The sequence below is a fragment of the Streptomyces sp. LMG1-1-1.1 genome (assembly GCF_040815545.1).
GTDB lineage: Bacteria > Actinomycetota > Actinomycetes > Streptomycetales > Streptomycetaceae > Streptomyces.
In genome coordinates, this window is sequence record NZ_JBFPNH010000013.1 from 1 (window position 1) to 15,257 (window position 15,257).

Annotated in this window: 17 protein-coding genes; 9 read left to right on the forward strand and 8 right to left on the reverse strand. The window is 72.6% G+C overall.

Annotated elements, in window-relative coordinates; all coding sequences use genetic code 11:
• The 3 genes from MRBLMG1_RS04775 to MRBLMG1_RS04785 all read left to right on the forward strand — a co-directional run.
• On the forward strand, positions 1-127 hold a 127-nt coding region (locus tag MRBLMG1_RS04775), incomplete at its 5' end, for an acyl-CoA dehydrogenase family protein (RefSeq protein WP_262986058.1).
• A gap of 28 nt (positions 128-155) precedes the next feature.
• Complete coding sequence (locus MRBLMG1_RS04780) at positions 156-941, forward strand: electron transfer flavoprotein subunit beta/FixA family protein (protein ID WP_366042841.1); 786 nt, start codon at positions 156-158, stop codon at positions 939-941.
• A 39-nt stretch (positions 942-980) separates the two neighbouring features.
• Entirely contained in the window at positions 981-1,937 is a 957-nt protein-coding gene (locus MRBLMG1_RS04785) for an electron transfer flavoprotein subunit alpha/FixB family protein (RefSeq protein WP_367821037.1), read from the forward strand.
• A gap of 86 nt (positions 1,938-2,023) precedes the next feature.
• On the opposite strand, the gene MRBLMG1_RS04790 is transcribed toward MRBLMG1_RS04785, so the two are convergent.
• From MRBLMG1_RS04790 to MRBLMG1_RS04800, 3 genes are all read right to left on the reverse strand, one after another.
• Positions 2,024-2,410: a zinc ribbon domain-containing protein gene (locus tag MRBLMG1_RS04790; protein ID WP_367821039.1), complete on the reverse strand. Its 387-nt coding sequence runs from the start codon at positions 2,408-2,410 to the stop codon at positions 2,024-2,026.
• A gap of 118 nt (positions 2,411-2,528) precedes the next feature.
• Entirely contained in the window at positions 2,529-3,236 is a 708-nt protein-coding gene (locus MRBLMG1_RS04795) for a TetR family transcriptional regulator (protein WP_367821041.1), read from the reverse strand.
• Positions 3,237-3,324: 88 nt separating this feature from the next.
• Positions 3,325-4,086 (reverse strand): SDR family NAD(P)-dependent oxidoreductase, encoded by a 762-nt coding sequence (locus MRBLMG1_RS04800; protein ID WP_367821043.1) that lies wholly within the window; start codon positions 4,084-4,086, stop codon positions 3,325-3,327.
• A gap of 190 nt (positions 4,087-4,276) precedes the next feature.
• Between MRBLMG1_RS04800 and MRBLMG1_RS04805 the strand changes: the two genes are divergently transcribed.
• Positions 4,277-4,888 carry a TetR/AcrR family transcriptional regulator gene (locus MRBLMG1_RS04805; protein ID WP_367821045.1) on the forward strand — a complete coding sequence of 204 codons (612 nt, stop codon included), beginning with the start codon at positions 4,277-4,279 and terminating at the stop codon, positions 4,886-4,888.
• Between the two features lie 7 nt (positions 4,889-4,895).
• On the opposite strand, the gene cynS is transcribed toward MRBLMG1_RS04805, so the two are convergent.
• Together cynS and MRBLMG1_RS04815 are read right to left on the reverse strand one after the other, a co-directional pair.
• Positions 4,896-5,366 (reverse strand): cyanase, encoded by a 471-nt coding sequence (gene cynS, locus MRBLMG1_RS04810; RefSeq protein ID WP_367821047.1) that lies wholly within the window; start codon positions 5,364-5,366, stop codon positions 4,896-4,898.
• 47 nt (positions 5,367-5,413) lie between these two features.
• Positions 5,414-6,013, reverse strand: a complete 600-nt coding sequence (locus MRBLMG1_RS04815; RefSeq protein WP_367821049.1) for a carbonic anhydrase — start codon at positions 6,011-6,013, stop codon at positions 5,414-5,416.
• 83 nt (positions 6,014-6,096) lie between these two features.
• Between MRBLMG1_RS04815 and cynR the strand changes: the two genes are divergently transcribed.
• The 3 genes from cynR (at position 6,097) to MRBLMG1_RS04830 (ending at position 8,307) form a co-directional block, all read left to right on the forward strand.
• The gene (gene cynR, locus MRBLMG1_RS04820) at positions 6,097-7,008 is read left to right on the forward strand and encodes a transcriptional regulator CynR (RefSeq protein ID WP_367821051.1); all 912 of its coding nucleotides are present in this window, start codon (positions 6,097-6,099) and stop codon (positions 7,006-7,008) included.
• Between the two features lie 151 nt (positions 7,009-7,159).
• Positions 7,160-7,723, forward strand: coding sequence for a GlcG/HbpS family heme-binding protein (locus MRBLMG1_RS04825; RefSeq protein ID WP_367821323.1), 564 nt, complete (start codon positions 7,160-7,162; stop codon positions 7,721-7,723).
• A 221-nt stretch (positions 7,724-7,944) separates the two neighbouring features.
• Positions 7,945-8,307: a peptidase inhibitor family I36 protein gene (locus MRBLMG1_RS04830; protein ID WP_367821053.1), complete on the forward strand. Its 363-nt coding sequence runs from the start codon at positions 7,945-7,947 to the stop codon at positions 8,305-8,307.
• A gap of 9 nt (positions 8,308-8,316) precedes the next feature.
• Here MRBLMG1_RS04830 and MRBLMG1_RS04835 read toward each other — a convergent pair whose 3' ends face one another.
• Positions 8,317-9,468 carry an acyl-CoA dehydrogenase family protein gene (locus tag MRBLMG1_RS04835; RefSeq protein ID WP_367821055.1) on the reverse strand — a complete coding sequence of 384 codons (1,152 nt, stop codon included), beginning with the start codon at positions 9,466-9,468 and terminating at the stop codon, positions 8,317-8,319.
• Between the two features lie 116 nt (positions 9,469-9,584).
• Between MRBLMG1_RS04835 and MRBLMG1_RS04840 the strand changes: the two genes are divergently transcribed.
• Complete coding sequence (locus MRBLMG1_RS04840; RefSeq protein WP_189806881.1) at positions 9,585-10,190, forward strand: TetR/AcrR family transcriptional regulator; 606 nt, start codon at positions 9,585-9,587, stop codon at positions 10,188-10,190.
• A 90-nt stretch (positions 10,191-10,280) separates the two neighbouring features.
• Positions 10,281-11,597: an ROK family transcriptional regulator gene (locus MRBLMG1_RS04845; RefSeq protein WP_367821058.1), complete on the forward strand. Its 1,317-nt coding sequence runs from the start codon at positions 10,281-10,283 to the stop codon at positions 11,595-11,597.
• Between the two features lie 72 nt (positions 11,598-11,669).
• Here MRBLMG1_RS04845 and MRBLMG1_RS04850 read toward each other — a convergent pair whose 3' ends face one another.
• Together MRBLMG1_RS04850 and MRBLMG1_RS04855 are read right to left on the reverse strand one after the other, a co-directional pair.
• A complete protein-coding gene (locus tag MRBLMG1_RS04850) occupies positions 11,670-13,883 on the reverse strand; it encodes a discoidin domain-containing protein (protein ID WP_367821060.1) in 2,214 nt (737 codons plus the stop codon).
• Positions 13,884-14,117: 234 nt separating this feature from the next.
• Positions 14,118-15,254 carry an XdhC family protein gene (locus MRBLMG1_RS04855; protein ID WP_367821062.1) on the reverse strand — a complete coding sequence of 379 codons (1,137 nt, stop codon included), beginning with the start codon at positions 15,252-15,254 and terminating at the stop codon, positions 14,118-14,120.
• Positions 15,255-15,257 lie beyond the last annotated feature (3 nt).

Below are 15,257 nucleotides of genomic sequence, written 5' to 3' on the forward strand. Positions count from 1 at the left end.
CCTGGGCGGCTACGGCTACACCCGCGACTACCCGGTGGAGCGGATGATGCGCGACGCCAAGATCACCCAGATCTACGAGGGCACCAACCAGGTTCAGCGCATCGTGATGGCCCGCAACCTCCCGTAACCACCAGCCCGTTGAAAGGAGACAGGCCGTGACCCTGAAGATCGCAGTCTGTGTGAAGTACGTCCCCGACGCGACCGGCGACCGCGGTTTCGCCGACGACCTGACGACCGACCGCGAGGCCGTCGACGGCCTGCTCTCCGAGCTGGACGAGTACGCGGTCGAGCAGGCCCTCCGCATCTCGGAGGAGTCCGACGACGCCGAGGTCACCGTCGTGACCGTGGGCCCGGACGACGCCAAGGACGCGCTGCGCAAGGCGCTTTCCATGGGCGCCGACAAGGCCGTCCACGTCAACGACGACGACATCCACGGCTCCGACGTCATCGCCACCTCCGCGATCCTGGCCAAGGCGCTGGAGAAGACCGGCTTCGACCTGGTCGTCTGCGGCATGGCCTCGACCGACGGCACGATGGGCGTGCTGCCCGCGCTGCTCGCCGAGCGCCTGAGCCTGCCGCAGGTCACCCTGCTCTCGGAGCTCTCCGTCGAGGACGGCCTGGTGAAGGGCCGCCGCGACGGCGACGCCGCCACCGAGCTCCTGGAGGCCCCGCTGCCGGCCGTCGTGTCGGTCACCGACCAGTCCGGCGAGGCCCGTTACCCCTCCTTCAAGGGGATCATGGCCGCCAAGAAGAAGCCGGTCGAGGAGCTGGACCTCGACGACCTGGACATCGACGCCGACGAGGTGGGCCTGGCCGGGGCGTGGACCCTGGTCGACTCGGCCACGGCGCGTCCGGCCCGTACCCAGGGCACGATCGTCACGGACGAGGGCGACGGCGGCAAGCAGCTCGCCGCCTTCCTCGCGACCCAGAAGTTCATCTGACCCGCCGTCGGTCACTCACCCACACAGGAGCTACGAATCATGGCTGAGATCCTGGTTCTCGTGGACCACGCCGACGGTGCGGTCCGCAAGCCGGCCCTCGAACTGCTGACGCTGGCCCGCCGCATCGGCGAGCCCACGGCGGTCGTCCTGGGCGCCGGCGACGCCGCCGCCTCGATCGCCGCCAAGGCGGGCGAGTACGGCGCGGCCACCGTGTACGTCGCGGACGGTGCCGAGTTCACCGAGCAGCTCGTCGTCCCGAAGGTCGACGCGCTCACCCAGCTCGCCAAGGAGAAGGAGGTGGCCGCCGTCCTGGTGACCTCCTCCGGCGAGGGCAAGGAGATCGCGGCCCGCGTCGCGCTCCGCCTCGGCTCCGGCCTGATCACCGACGCGGTGGAGCTGGAGGCCGGCGAGAACGGCCCGGTCGCCACCCAGTCCGTCTTCGCCGCCTCGTACCAGGTGAAGTCCACGGTCTCGCACGGCGTCCCGGTCATCACGGTCAAGCCGAACTCGGCCGCCCCGGAGGCCGCTCCGGCCGCCGGCACCGTCGAGAACGTGACCGTCGCCTTCACCGGCAACGCCGCGAAGGTCGTCTCGCGCACCCCGCGCGTCTCCACCGGCCGCCCCGAGCTGACCGAGTCCGCGATCGTGGTCTCCGGCGGCCGCGGCGTCGGCGCGGCCGAGGGCTTCGCCGTCGTCGAGAAGCTGGCCGACTCGCTCGGTGCGGCCGTCGGCGCCTCCCGCGCCGCCGTGGACGCGGGCTGGTACCCGCACTCCAACCAGGTCGGCCAGACCGGCAAGCAGGTCTCGCCGCAGCTGTACGTCGCGGCGGGCATCTCCGGTGCGATCCAGCACCGGGCCGGCATGCAGACGTCGAAGACGATCGTCGCGGTCAACAAGGACCCCGAGGCCCCGATCTTCGACCTGGTCGACTACGGCGTGGTCGGCGACCTCTTCGAGGTGCTGCCGCAGCTGACGGACGAGATCGGCGCCCGCTGACGGCCCGGTCCCACGAGGAAGGGGCGGTGGGTGGCACTCTGTGCCACCCGCCGCCCCTTCTTTGTCGTCGTCGCCGGACGCGTTGGTCAGAACCAGCCGTCGAGCGGGATCTCGTCGCAGAGCCGGACGACCGGCCTGCGTCCGGTCACCCCGGCGCCGGAGGAGAGCTTGACCCGGACCCCGGGACGCACCGCGTGGAGCGGTCCGTCGACCCGGCAGCGGACCACGAAGCCCTCCGTCATGTGCACCGGCCAGAGGTCCGCGTCGGCCGCCGCGACCCCGCGCCGTACGGAAATCACGCCCTCGCCCTCGCTGAGTTCGGGCGCGAGGTCCGTCGACCCGCAGGTCGGACAGAGCAGGCGCTGGAACGTCGTGGTGTGGCACCAGCGGCAGCGCTGGAAGTAGAGCTCGGAGTCCGGGGTCGCCTCGTCGTCCTGGACGGCGGTCCCGCTCCTCAGTCCCGTGTGGAACACGATGCCTTCTCCTTGCACTCGGCGGCTCGACCGTGCAAGGCAAAGATATGGCACTGAGTGCCATCAAATAAAGACCTGAGTTCCCTCAATTCCGGATACTGAGAACCCCTACCGCGCCTCAGCCCTCCCCGAGGCTCGACTCGACCTCGCGCACCACGCGCCACATCGGCGTGGACCGCTTGGTGATGACCACGACGACGTCCTCGGTCGCGTCCTGCGGCGCCTCCGCCGCCGGGTCCGGGCTCCAGGTCGCGCGCACGAAGTCCAGGGCGCGGTCGACCTCCGCCTGCGGGTCGCCCTCCCCGCCCGAGCGCAGCCAGTGGCGCAGGGCGTGGTTGTGGGCGGCGACCACGGCCGCCGCGACGACGTTGGCCCGCAGCGTGCCGTCCCTGCGGTCGGCCCAGCGGGTGCGCAGGTAGTCGCCGAGGGTCTTCTCGTACCGCCAGACGACCGAGAGTTCGTACGCGCGCAGTCCCGCGACCTCGCGGGTGAGGCGGTAGCGCTGGACGGAGAAGGTCGGGTTCTCGGCGTACATCCGCATGACGAGCCGGGCGGCGTCGCAGACCCGGACCACCGGGTCGTCGGAGTCGGCGCTGGCGGCGAGGAAGCGCGTCATGTCGGCGAGGGCCTGCTCGTGGTCGGGGAAGACCACGTCCTCCTTCGACGGGAAGTACCGGAAGAAGGACCGCCGGCCGACCCCCGCCAGCGTGACGATGTCGTCGACGGTGGTCTGCTCGTAGCCCCGCTCCAGGAAGAGCTGAAAGGCCGCGGCGATGAGGGAGTCCCGCATCGCGGGCTTCGTGGAGTTCGTCGACGCAGTTCCCATGGCCCGAACCTAACACCCGAAACCGCCCCGCGCGGCACTTGGTGCCGGAGGAATCCGGCACCGAGTGCGCTTTCGGGGGTACGGAGGGTCAGCGGGGGGCCATGCGCAGGGCGCCGTCCATCCGGATGGTCTCGCCGTTGAGGTAGTCGTGCTCGGCGATCATGGTGACGAGCCGGGCGTACTCCTCCGGGCGGGCCAGGCGCTGCGGGAAGGTGACGCTCGCGGCGAGACCGGCCCTGACGTCCTCGCCGAACCCGGCCATCATCGGGGTGTCGACGATCCCGGGGGCGATGGTGACGACCCGGATGCCGAACTGGGCCAGGTCGCGGGCGGCCGTGACGGTCATGCCGGCGACGCCCGCCTTGGAGGCGGCGTACGCGATCTGGCCGACCTGGCCCTCGAAGGCGGCGATCGAGGCCGTGTTCACGACGAGGCCGCGCTGTCCGTGCTCGTCGGGCTCGTGCCGGGCGATGGCCTCGGCGGCGAGCCGCATCACGTTGAACGTGCCGAGGAGGTTGACGTTCAGCACCGTGCGGAACAGGTCGAGGTCGTGCGGTCCCTTGCGGCCCAGGATGCGGGCGGAGGGGGCGATGCCGGCGCAGTTCACGGCGAGCCGGAGCTCGGCGCCGTCGGCGTCGACCGCGGCCAGCGCCTCGCGGACCTGCTCCTCGTCGGTGACGTCGGCGGCGAGCAGCCTGACGCCCTCCGGCAGCGGCCCTGCGGCGGCCACGGCCTTGTCGAGGTCCAGGCCGTAGACGGTGGCGCCGCGGGCGGCGAGCGCGGCCGCGGTGGCCGCCCCGAGACCGGATGCGGCACCGGTGACGAGAGCGGCGGAGCCGGCGATGTCCATGGAACTCCTCGTTCGTGTCGTGCGGGTGCGACCCTGCCGCCGGGATGGCCGCCGGATCGGGCGCGTGCCCGCGGAGGACCGCGCGGTCCGCGCGATCTGCGCCGCCCACCATAGAACCGTGACCCGCGCGCCCGGAAGCGGAGGCCGCGCACGCGCGAGGAGGTAGTCGACCGGTCGTAGACTCGGGGCCATGGGGCGAACGAGTGACGCGCGGGAGCGCATCCTGGCCGCCGCGGAGACGCTGATGCTGTCGCGCGGCTACTCCGCCCTCGGCGTGGCCGAGATCTGTGCGGCGGCCGGGGTCCCGAAGGGGAGCTTCTACTACTTCTTCGCCTCCAAGGAGGAGTTGGCCCTCGCCGTCGTGGACGAGCACTGGACCGGGCGCCGCGCCGCGTGGGACCGCGCGCTGGACCCGGACGTCCCTCCGCTCGCGCGGCTGCGGCGGCTGTACGCGTCCACCGAGGAGGGGCTGCGCGCCGACCGGGAGAGCTGCGGCGCCGTCACCGGCTGCCTGCTCGGGAACCTGGCCCTGGAGATGAGCACCCGGACCGAGAGCGTCCGCGAGCGGCTGCGGGAGATCTTCGAGGAGCAGGTCTCCCTGGTCGAGGGGGCCGTCGCCGAGGCCCGCGGGCGCGGCGAGGTCTCGGTCGCCGACGCCCGCGCCGCCGCGCGCGCCCTGGTCGCCCAGCTGGAGGGCGAGGTCCTCTTCGCCAAGCTGTACGACGACCCGGGCCGCCTCGGCGCGCTGTGGACGAACTCGCTCGCGCTGCTCGGCGCCGAGGCGTCCGCCACAGCTGGCTGAGCTTCCGTCAGAAGGGCTTGGTCGGCAGGTACTTGCCGTCGAGTGTGATGACCGCGCGCTCGCCGCCCTCGGGGTCGGCGACCTTCTTCACGTCCAGCCGGAAGTTGATCGCCGAGATGATGCCGTCGCCGAACTCCTCGTGGACCAGGGCCTTCAGCGTGGTGCCGTACACCTGGAGCATCTCGTAGAAGCGGTAGATGGTCGGGTCGGTGGGGACGGCGCCGTCGAGGGAGCCGCGGGTGGGGATGGTCCGGAGCAGCCGCTCGGCGTCCTCGTCCAGGCCGAGGAGCTCGGCGACGGCCTTCGCGGACCCGGCCGGCAGGGCGTGCTGGCCGAGCACGGCGGCGGTGGTGAAGGCGACGGAGAAGCCGGCGGCGTCCGCGATCCGCTGCCAGGTCAGGTCCTTGCGGTCCTTGGCGTCGACGGCCGCGATCGCGAGGGCGTGACGGGCGGTGGGGTCGAACTGGGCGTGCGTCATGGGAGGTACGTCCTTCTTCCTTGGGGGACTGCTTCGTGTGGTGGGGGTCAGGCGGCGAGCGCGGGGCCCGCCGCGGTGGCGAGTTCCTCGACGGTGCCGTCGGCGATGTCGAAGACCCAGCCGTGCAGGCGTACGGCTCCCTCGGCGAGGGCGCGGGCCACCGACGGGTGGGTGGCGAGGTTGGCCAGTTGCGCGGTGACGTTCTCCCGCACGAGGGCGGCGACGTCCCCCTGTCGGCCGGTCGCCGCGGTACGGGCCAGCGACGCGTCGGCGTGGCGCAGCCAGGCGGCGACGGCGGGCGCGGCGGTCAGGTCGCGGCCTTCGGCGAGCGCGGTCATGGCGCCGCAGGCGGAGTGCCCGCAGACGATGACGTCCCGGACGCCGAGGACGGCGACGGCGTACTCGACGGCGGCGGTGACCCCGTCGGTGCCCGGGGTGTGGGCGGGGACGAGGTTCCCGGCGGTGCGGACGACGAAGAGCTCGCCCGGGTCGGTCTGGGTGATCAGTTCGGGGACGACTCGGGCGTCCGAGCAGCCGATGAAGAGCGTCCCGGGGTGGTGGGCGGTGGCCAGGCGGGCGAAGAGCCCGGCCTTGGCAGGGAAGACCTCCCGCTGGAAGCGGGCGATTCCCTCGGCGAGATGAGGCATGTCCTCACCCTGCACGACCAGTGGCTATAGCGTCCAAGACCTGCTGTCGATCTCTGCTATAGATACGATCTATAGTCGGGGGCATGCAGCCGGAACTCCGCCATCTCCGCTATCTGCTCGCCGTCGCCGAGCACGCGAACTTCACGCGTGCGGCCGAGGAGCTCCGCATCGCCCAGCCCACGCTGTCCCAGCAGATCAGGCAGCTGGAGAAGGCGCTCGGGACGCAGCTCCTCGACCGCGGCGGCCGTACGGTGCGCCTCACGGACTCCGGGGAGACGTACGCCCGCTACGCCCGGCGGGCCCTGCGGGACCTGGCCGCGGGCGAGCGGGCGGTGCTCGATGTGCACGACCTCTCACGCGGCCACCTCCGGCTCGCCGTCACCCCCACCTTCACCGCCTATCTGACCGGCCCGCTGGTCGCCGCCTTCCACACCCGCCATCCGGGCATCGACGTGGAGGTGCGGGAGCTGCCCCAGGACCGCATCGAGGCCGAACTCCTCGCCGACCGCCTCGATCTCGGCATCGCCTTCCGAGGCGTCCATCTCCCGGGCATCGAGGCGACCGGACTGTTCACCGAGACCCTCGGACTCGTCGTGGGCCCCGGCCACCCCTTCGCGGGCCGGACCGAGCCGGTCCCGGTCGAAGACCTGACCGATCATCACCTCGCCTTGCTCAGCAGGGACTTCGCCACCCGTCTGCACATCGACGCGTACCTCTCCGAGCACCGGGTCCGGCCGCGGATCGCGGTGGAGACGGACTCGGTCAGCGCGCTCACGGAGATCGTGCGGCGCACCGCGCTGGCCACCGTCCTGCCGGACGCCGTGACCCGGGACCACCCCCGGCTGAGCCCGGTCCCGCTCTCCCCCGCCCTGCCGGCCCGCGGTGTCGTCCTCCTGCGGCGCGCGGCCGGCTACCGGAGCGCGGCCGCCGGGGCCTTCGCCGACCTGGCCGCGCAATGGGACGGCGAGGAGGCCGGGGGTCAGCCGATCGGATGACACCGGGGTCCACCGTTGCGAGCGCCGGGTGCAGCCGGGACGACGACGGAGCGTGAGGGATGCGCCACCAGGATGGGAGTCAGAGCGGGCCACGGCTTCCCGGCGGCCCCCGCGGACACCGAGTTCACTGGAGCGGACCCCCATGAAGCACGTGAAGAAGACCTCGCGCACCCGTGTCGTGACCGGTGGCGCGATCGTCGCCGCTCTCGCCCTCGGCGGCTTCGGTGCCTACTCGGCCAACGCCACCGGCGAGGACACGGCGGCCGCCCCGGCCGCCGCCGTCGCCAAGGCGGACGCGAAGAACAAGAACACGACGCGGTCGACGCACCTCACCATCGAGGCCGCGACCAAGGCCGCGCAGGCCGCGCTCGACGCCGCCGAGAAGGAGAACCAGCGCGTCTCCGTCGCCGTCGTCGACCGCAACGGCAACACCCTCGTCACCCTCCGCGGCGACGGCGCCGGCCCGCAGTCCTACGAGTCGGCCGAGAAGAAGGCGTACACCGCCGTCTCCTGGAAGGCCCCCACCTCCGAACTGGCCAAGCGCCTCACCAACGCCCCCACCCTCAAGGACATCCCCGGCACCCTCTTCCTCGCCGGCGGCGCCCCCGTCACCGCCAAGGGCGCCCCCATCGCGGGCATCGGCGTCGCCGGCGCCCCCTCCGGCGACCTCGACGAGAAGTTCGCCCAGGCCGGCGCCGCCACCCTCGGCAAGTAGGCACGCCAGGAGCGGCCGGCGGCCCCGGAGACGGGTCCGCCGGCCGCTTTCACGTCGTCCCGTCGTCCCGTGTGCGTCCCGGGGACGGCGGGACACCGCTTTCCCGCCTCCAGAGCGTTTTCGGCCACCTTCAGCGGTGTTAGGTTCCGGCCGGAAGTCGTCGGGCGGGCCTCTCGGACGCGCCCCCCGACCGTGGAAACGCCTTATCCCCAGGGGGAATTGTGAAGACTCGGTCCCGTCGCGTCATCGGCATGGTGGCGGCTCTCGGTGCGGTGCTCGGCCTCAGCGGTCTCAACGCGTCGACCGCCCAGGCCGACAGCCAGTTCGGCTGCCCCTACCCGTACGTGTGCGTCTACGAGGGCTACCACTGGGACGGCAAGATCGTCGCCATGTTCAAGGACGTCACCTCGTACTACCAGTACACGACGCCGCGGACGTTCTACAGCGTCGTGAACACCCGCAACGACGACACGGTGTGGGTGCAGCACTCGGGCGGCAGCTCCTTCTGCATCCTGCCGAACATGCAGGGTGGGGGCGGCGACACCATCACGGGCATCCGGATCAGCAGCTCGGCGAGCTGCTGATCGGCGGCGCTACTCCGGGCGGGCCAGTCCCCGGCTGATCACCAGGCGCTGGATCTGGTTGGTGCCCTCGAAGATCTGCATGATCTTGGCCTCGCGCATGTACCGCTCGACGGGGAAGTCGCGGGTGTAGCCGTAGCCGCCGAGGACCTGGACGGCGTCCGTGGTGACCTTCATGGCGGTGTCGGTGGCGATGAGCTTGGCCGCGCTGGCCTGGCGGCTGAAGGGGCGGCCCAGGTCGCGGCGGCGGGCCGCGTCCAGGTAGGTGGCGCGGGCCGCGTCGACCGCGGCGGCCATGTCGGCGAGCAGGAAGCCGAGGCCCTGGTGGTCGACGATCCTGCGTCCGAAGGTGGTGCGCTCGTTGGCGTAGTCGACGGCCGTGTCGAGGGCCGCCTGGGCGAGTCCGGTGGCGCAGGCGGCGATGCCGAGGCGGCCGCTGTCGAGGGCGCTGAAGGCGATCTGGAGCCCCTGGCCCTCGTCGCCGATGCGCCGGTCCTCGTCGAGGAGGGCGCCGTCCCAGTAGGCGGAGGTGGTGGGGACGGCCTGGAGGCCCATCTTGCGCTCGGGTGCGCCGAAGCTCAGGCCCTCGGTCCGGCCGGGGGCGAGGAAGCAGGAGATCCCGCGGCTGCCGGGGGCGGTGCGGGCGAAGAGGGCGTAGAAGCCGGCCTTGCCTCCGTGGGTGATCCAGGCCTTGGTGCCGGTTACCCGGTAGCCGCTGCCGTCGTCCTGGCGCTCGGCCTTGCAGGTGAGGGCGGCGGCGTCGGAACCGGCCTGCGGCTCGGAGAGGCTGTAGCCGCCGATGGTGCGGCCCTCCAGCATCGCCGGGAGCCAGCGCTCCTTCTGCTCCGCGGTGCCGAAGGAGTGCAGGGGATGGCAGGCCAGGGTGTGGACGCTGGTGGCGACGGCCACGGCCGCCCAGCGGGCGGCGAGCTCCTCGAGGACCTGGAGGTAGACCTCGTAGGGCTGGCCTCCGCCGCCGTACTCCTCGGGGTAGGCGAGGCCGAGCAGCCCGGCCTGGCCGAGCGTGGCGAAGAGACCTTCGGGATAGGTCTCGGCGGCCTCGTACTCGTCCACCCGTGAAGAGAGCTCCTTGTCGGCGATCTCCCGGGTGAGGGCGATGAGGTCCGCTGCCTCGGGGGTGGGAAGCAGGCGGTCGACATCCATGTGCGACTCCAGCGGCGCGCAAAGTGGTACTGGGGGAGGTACTGCAGTACCGCTGAGAGTAGCGCAGAAGGGTGCCGCCGTAACCCCCCGGAGCACGGGCCTGGAATACTGGCCGGGTGATCGAGACCTCCGCCGCCGACGCCCCGAAGCTCACGGGCCGGGGAGCGGCGCGCCGCTCCGCCCTCTTCGAGGAACTCGTCGCCCTCCTCGTCGGCGAGGGATTCGCCCGGCTCACGCTCGACGATCTGGCCGCCCGCCTGCGCTGCTCGAAGCGGACCCTGTACGGCCTGGCCGGCAGCAAGGAGCAGCTCGTCCGGGCGGCGGTCGTGCACTTCTTCCGGCGCGCCACCGCCCGCGTCGAGGCCGTCCTCGCCGCGGCCACCGACCCCGCCGAGCGACTCGCCGCCTACCTGCGGGCCGTGTCGGCCGAGCTGGCACCGGTCTCGCCGCAGTTCTTCGACGACGTGGCCGCCTTCGAGCCGGCGGCCGAGGTCTACGAGCGCAACACGCGCGCTGCGGCCGGCCGGGTCCAGCAGCTCATCGAGGAGGGCGTGCGGGCCGGCGTCTTCCGCGAGGTCCACGTGACCTTCGCCGCCGACGTCATCTCCTCCGTGATGGTCCGCATCCAGCGGCGCCAGGTGGCCGCGGCCACCGGCCTCGCCGACGCGGAGGCCTACGAGCAGCTGGCCGAACTCCTCCTCAGCGGCCTCCGCAGGGCCTGACCCCGTCCGCGTCCTGCGCGACCGGCGACCGATCCGGGGCCCCGTCGAGGCGGTACTTTTGAGCCGAGGACTACTTCACCAGGGGGCCCAGTGACCATGCGGAACGGCCGCACCGTACGTGACCTGCGACGGGAGAACCGCACGGCCGTCCTCCGCTGTCTGTACTTCGACGGGCCGATGAGCCGTTTCGAGCTGGGTCCGGCGACCGGGCTGAGTTCGGGTTCGGTCAGCAACGTGGTGGCGGAGCTCGTCGCCGAGGGCCTGGTCGAGGAGGCCGGCAGCGTCGACTCGGCCGGCGGCCGCCCCCGCATCCTGCTCAGGGTCACCCCGGGCAGCGGTTGCATGATCGGCGTCGACGTCGGCGAGACACGGGTGAGGATCGAGCTGTTCGACCTCACGCTCACCGAACTCGCCCGTGCCGAGCGCCCGTTGGCGGCCGACAGCCCCCACCCGCACGACCGCTACGAGGTCGGGGTGGTCGTGGACCACATCCGCGAGGGCATCGCCGAGGTCCTGCGGACCGCGGACGTGCCCGCCGAGCGGCTCCTCGGTGTCGGGGTCGGCGTGCCCGGGATCGTGGCCCCGACTCCGGAGGACGGCGCGGTCGTGCACGGCCAGACCACCGGCTGGGACGCCGTCCCGCTGGAGCGGCTGCTGCGGGAGTCCGTCGACCTGCCGGCCTCGGTGCCGTACCGGATCGACAACGGCGCCAAGACGCTGGGCCAGGCCGAGATGTGGTTCGGGGCCGGGCGGGGTGCGCACAGCGCCGTGGTCGTGCTCTTCGGTTCGGGTGTCGGCGCCTGTGTCGTGACGGACCCGATGGGTCCCGGCCGGGCGCTCGAATGGGGCCATCTGAAGGTGCGGGTGAGGGGCCGGCGGTGCCGCTGCGGCGCCCAGGGCTGCCTGGAGGCGTACGCGGGCGCGGAGGCACTGCTGGAGCGGTGGCGCGAGGCCGGCGGCAAGCCCCCGGCCGGCGCGGACGAGGAGACCGCCCTCACCGCGATGCTCGCCGCCGCCTACCCGGCCGACCCCGGCGCGCAGGCCGACGCCACCGCGCTGGCCGTCCTGGAGGAGACCGCCGAATACCTCGGCGCCGGCTTCGCCGACCTCATCAACCTCTTCCAGCCCGAACGCATCCTGGTCGGCGGCTGGGCCGGCCTCCAGCTCGGCGCCCGCTTCCTGGAGACGGTCAAGGGATACGCGAAGGAGTCCGCCCTCGCGTACCCGGCGGCCCGGGTCGGCATCGCCATGGGGAAGCTGGGGCCCGACGCGGTCACGGTCGGCGCGGCGATCCTGCCGCTCGCGGACTTCTTCGCGCTCGGCGGACGGCGGGCCGAGACCGGGGGCGAGGCCGCCGGGGAGCAGCCGGCGTGGGCGTCGACGGTGCGGGGCCGGGCGGCGCGCTGAGGGCACGCCGCCCGGCCCGTCATCCGGGGAGGGGGTGGAGCGCGGGGAGGATCAGCGAGGGATCCGGCCCGCTCAGGGGTACGAGACCACCGTGGACGGCACGGTGGAGGTGCCCGAGGTCGGGGCGCCGACGTCGTTGATGACGTGCTCGTACTGTCCGTTGCCGCCGAGGGAGACGACGAGCAGGTCGTGGAACCTGACCCCGGGCTTCACCGGGGCGCGGAAGCCGTGGTCCTGACGGATCGTCGGGTCCACGTTGTAGTAGCAGTAGCTGCCGAGCCCCCAGCCCTCGTGGGTGGTGACGGAGTCGTCGACGCGGTAGGCGGCGTAGCCCTTGTGGGGCCCGTCCTGGACGGCGGCCTGGTTCGGCGCGTCGTAGGCCTTCTCGTTCTGGAAGAAGATCGTGCGGCCGCGGTCGCCGAACCACTCGACGTCGTACTTGTTGAAGTGCTCGACGAACAGGCCGGTGGCGAGGACGTCGTCGCCGTACACGCGGACGCCGTAGTCGGACCGGTTGGTCTCCCAGCCGACGCCCTCGCCGTGGTCGGCGCGCCAGACCCAGGTGTGGTCGACGATGGTGTCGTCGCTGTGGACGGCCATGGCGACGGTGGCCTTGCCGGGTCCCGCGCCGCCGACGCGGAGATACACGTCCTGGACGGTGGTGGGGTTGGCGGCGTGGTCGGCGGCGCCGTTCTGGGTGCCGATCTCCAGCAGGACCGGGGAGTTGACCGGTCCGGCGTCGACGAGGAAGCCCGCGAGCCGGACGCCGTCGACGTCGGCGACCTTCATCGCCGTCACCCCGTTGTCGGGGATGATCGTGGCGAGGCCGAGGCCGAGGACGATCGTGTCGGCGCGGTCGACCTGGATCGGCTGGTCGACGTGGTAGACGCCGGGGGTGAAGAGCAGGTGGAGGCCCTGGCGCAGGGCGGCGTTCATGGTGGCTGCGGTGGTGCCGGGCTTGACCACGTAGAACGCGCTCAGCGGGAGCGACCGGCCCTGCGGGGTGCCCGTACTCCAGCTGGTGCCGCGGGCGTTGACCCGCTTGGCGGGGGCGAACACCTTGAACTCGCCGCCCTCCCAGTACAGGAAGGGCTTCTCACGGGAGACGGGGGTGGTGTCGAGGGTGGTGTAGCGGGGCTCGGGGAAGCTCTGCGCCGGGGCGCCCTCGACGCCTGAGAAGACCTGGTTCCACACGCTGTTGGACCAGCCGCCGATGGCGCTGTCGCGGGTGTACCACTGCTGCTGCGAGTAGTTGCCGACCTGGCCGTCGATCTTCGAGTCGGCGATGTAGCCGCCGCTGGCCCAACCGTAGCCGTCGGGGGCGAGGTTGAGGCCGCCCTTGACGTGCATGCGGCGGAACGAGGAGGCCTGCGAGACGGCCCACCGGTCGGTGCCGTTGACGGGGTTGAGGGCGAGGTTCTCGGCGGCGCGCCAGAAGTTCTGGGTGGCGTTTCCGTTGAACCAGCCGGCGTCGACGGTCACGTCGCCGTTGATCGTGGTGTCGTCCGGGCGAAGGCCGAGTCCGGCGATCTGGGTGTAGAAGCCGATCTGGGCGTTGAGGCCGTTGTACGTGCCGGGCTTGAAGAAGAAGGCGTGCCGGCCGCTGCCGAACTGGGCCGACTCCTGCTGGGTGAAGACCTCGTCCAGCTTGGCCTGGATGCCGGGCGTGGACGGGTCGAAGACGTGCACGTTCGGGCCGAGGTCGCCGCCGCCGGGCAGGACCGGGCCGCCGCCGTCGGAGCCGTACACCTGGAACTCCCAGAGCGAGTAGCCGTATCCGGTGGCCCGGGTGGTGCCGTACACGCGGACGTAGCGGGCGGTGCCGGCGACGGGGAGGGACTCGTTGCCGCCGGGGCCGTTCGCCGTGCTGTAGGCGCTGGTCCAGGTGGTGCCGTCGGTGGAGAGCTCGATGCGGTAGGCCTTGCCGTACGCGGTCTCCCAGCGCAGGTCGACCCTGCTGAGCGCGGCCGGGGCGCCCAGGTCGACCTGGATCCACTGCGGGTCGGCGAAGGCGCTCGACCAGCGGGTGCCGGGGTCGCCGTCGACGGCCGCGGTGGCCGGGGTGCCGCCGTTCTCCTGGCTGGAGGCCGTGGCCGGCTTGCCCTGGGAGAGCAGCACGGGGGCGGCCGCGGCGGGGGGTGCGGCGACGAGTGCGAGCAGTCCGGCGAGGAGCGCCGTGACCAGTGCGGCGGCGGTGGCCCGCCGGGGTGCGGGACGGGAGACGGGGCGGGGATCCTGGCCGGTCGGGGGTGGGGGTGGCGCGACGCGGGTGCCGGCTGCGGGCATGGGTCGATCTCCTCGGGGATGAGGGGGAGTTGGAGGAGGAGCGCGCTCTCCGCAGCAGATGGTTGCGGTTGGGGACAGTGAGGGTCAAGCCATTCGACAAGACTTTTCTTTTGCTCTGCATTAAGTATCGAGAAACAACGGGCGCATGGAGACGACACCTTCTCCGTGTAAGCGCGGGGAAACGACGACGGCCCCTCCCCCGCGCGGGGTGGGGCCGGGAAGGGTCGACCGGGATCAGGCGACGGAGCCTATGCGGCCGTCGGGCTCGCGGGGGCCGTCGTGGTGGATCGGGGTGTGGGCACCGGTGAGCGAGGCGCCGCTGCCGCCGCGGCGGTTGGCGACGATCTCCGCGCCGATCGACAGGGCGGTCTCCTCCGGCGTGCGGGCGCCCAGGTCGAGGCCTATCGGCGAGCGCAGCCGGGCGAGTTCGAGCTCGGTGACGCCGACCTCGCGGAGCCGCTCGTTGCGGTCCTCGTGGGTGCGGCGCGAGCCCATCGCGCCGACGTAGGCGACCGGCAGCTTGAGGGCCGCCTGGAGGAGCGGCACGTCGAACTTGGCGTCGTGGGTGAGGACGCACAGGACCGTGCGGCCGTCGACCTCCGTCGACTCCAGGTAGCGGTGGGGCCACTCGACGACGATCTCGTCGGCCTCGGGGAAGCGGGCCGGCGTCGCGAAGACGGGCCGCGCGTCGCACACGGTGACGCGGTAGCCGAGGAACTTGCCGACCCGGACGAGGGCGGCGGCGAAGTCGATGGCGCCGAAGACGATCATGCGGGGGGCGGGGACGGAGGACTCGACCAGGAGCGTAAGCGGCTGTCCGCAGCGGCTGCCGTCCTCGCCGATCTCCACGGTGCCGGTCCGGCCCGTGTCGAGCATCGCGCGGGCCTCGCCCGCCGCGGTGCGGTCCAGCTCGGGGTGGCCGCCGAGCCGCCCCTCGTACGAGCCGTCGGGGCGGACCAGGAGCGCCGTGCCCTTCAGCTCGTCGGGCCCGTCGACGATGCGGGCCAGGGCCGCCGCCTCCCCCGTGGCGGCGGCCGCGACCGCGGCGGGGAAGACCCCGCCGCGGACCGGGGTGACGAGGATGTCGATGACGCCGCCGCAGGTCAGGCCGACCGCGAAGGCGTCCTCGTCGCTGTATCCGAACCGCTCGACGACGGTCCTGCCGTCTTCGAGGGCCTGGACGCAGAGGTCGTACACCGCGCCCTCCACACACCCGCCGGAGACCGAGCCGATCGCCGTGCCCTCGCTGTCGACGGCGAGGGCGGCACCCGGCTGCCGGGGCGCGCTGCCGCCGACCGCCACCACGGTGGCGACGGCGAACGCGCGTCCCTGCTCGACCCACCGGTGCAGCTCTTCGGCGATGTCCAGCATGTC

What these genes read in the sequence shown, in the direction of transcription:
- MRBLMG1_RS04785 (WP_367821037.1), top strand. Translation starts at nt 981, where the DNA reads ATGGCTGAGATCCTGGTTCTCGTGGACCACGCCGACGGTGCGGTCCGC.
- MRBLMG1_RS04795 (WP_367821041.1), bottom strand. Translation starts at nt 3,236, where the DNA reads ATGGGAACTGCGTCGACGAACTCCACGAAGCCCGCGATGCGGGACTCC.
- MRBLMG1_RS04800 (WP_367821043.1), bottom strand. Translation starts at nt 4,086, where the DNA reads ATGGACATCGCCGGCTCCGCCGCTCTCGTCACCGGTGCCGCATCCGGT.
- MRBLMG1_RS04805 (WP_367821045.1), top strand. Translation starts at nt 4,277, where the DNA reads ATGGGGCGAACGAGTGACGCGCGGGAGCGCATCCTGGCCGCCGCGGAG.
- cynS (WP_367821047.1), bottom strand. Translation starts at nt 5,366, where the DNA reads ATGACGCACGCCCAGTTCGACCCCACCGCCCGTCACGCCCTCGCGATC.
- MRBLMG1_RS04815 (WP_367821049.1), bottom strand. Translation starts at nt 6,013, where the DNA reads ATGCCTCATCTCGCCGAGGGAATCGCCCGCTTCCAGCGGGAGGTCTTC.
- cynR (WP_367821051.1), top strand. Translation starts at nt 6,097, where the DNA reads ATGCAGCCGGAACTCCGCCATCTCCGCTATCTGCTCGCCGTCGCCGAG.
- MRBLMG1_RS04835 (WP_367821055.1), bottom strand. Translation starts at nt 9,468, where the DNA reads ATGGATGTCGACCGCCTGCTTCCCACCCCCGAGGCAGCGGACCTCATC.
- MRBLMG1_RS04850 (WP_367821060.1), bottom strand. Translation starts at nt 13,883, where the DNA reads ATGCCCGCAGCCGGCACCCGCGTCGCGCCACCCCCACCCCCGACCGGC.
- MRBLMG1_RS04855 (WP_367821062.1), bottom strand. Translation starts at nt 15,254, where the DNA reads ATGCTGGACATCGCCGAAGAGCTGCACCGGTGGGTCGAGCAGGGACGC.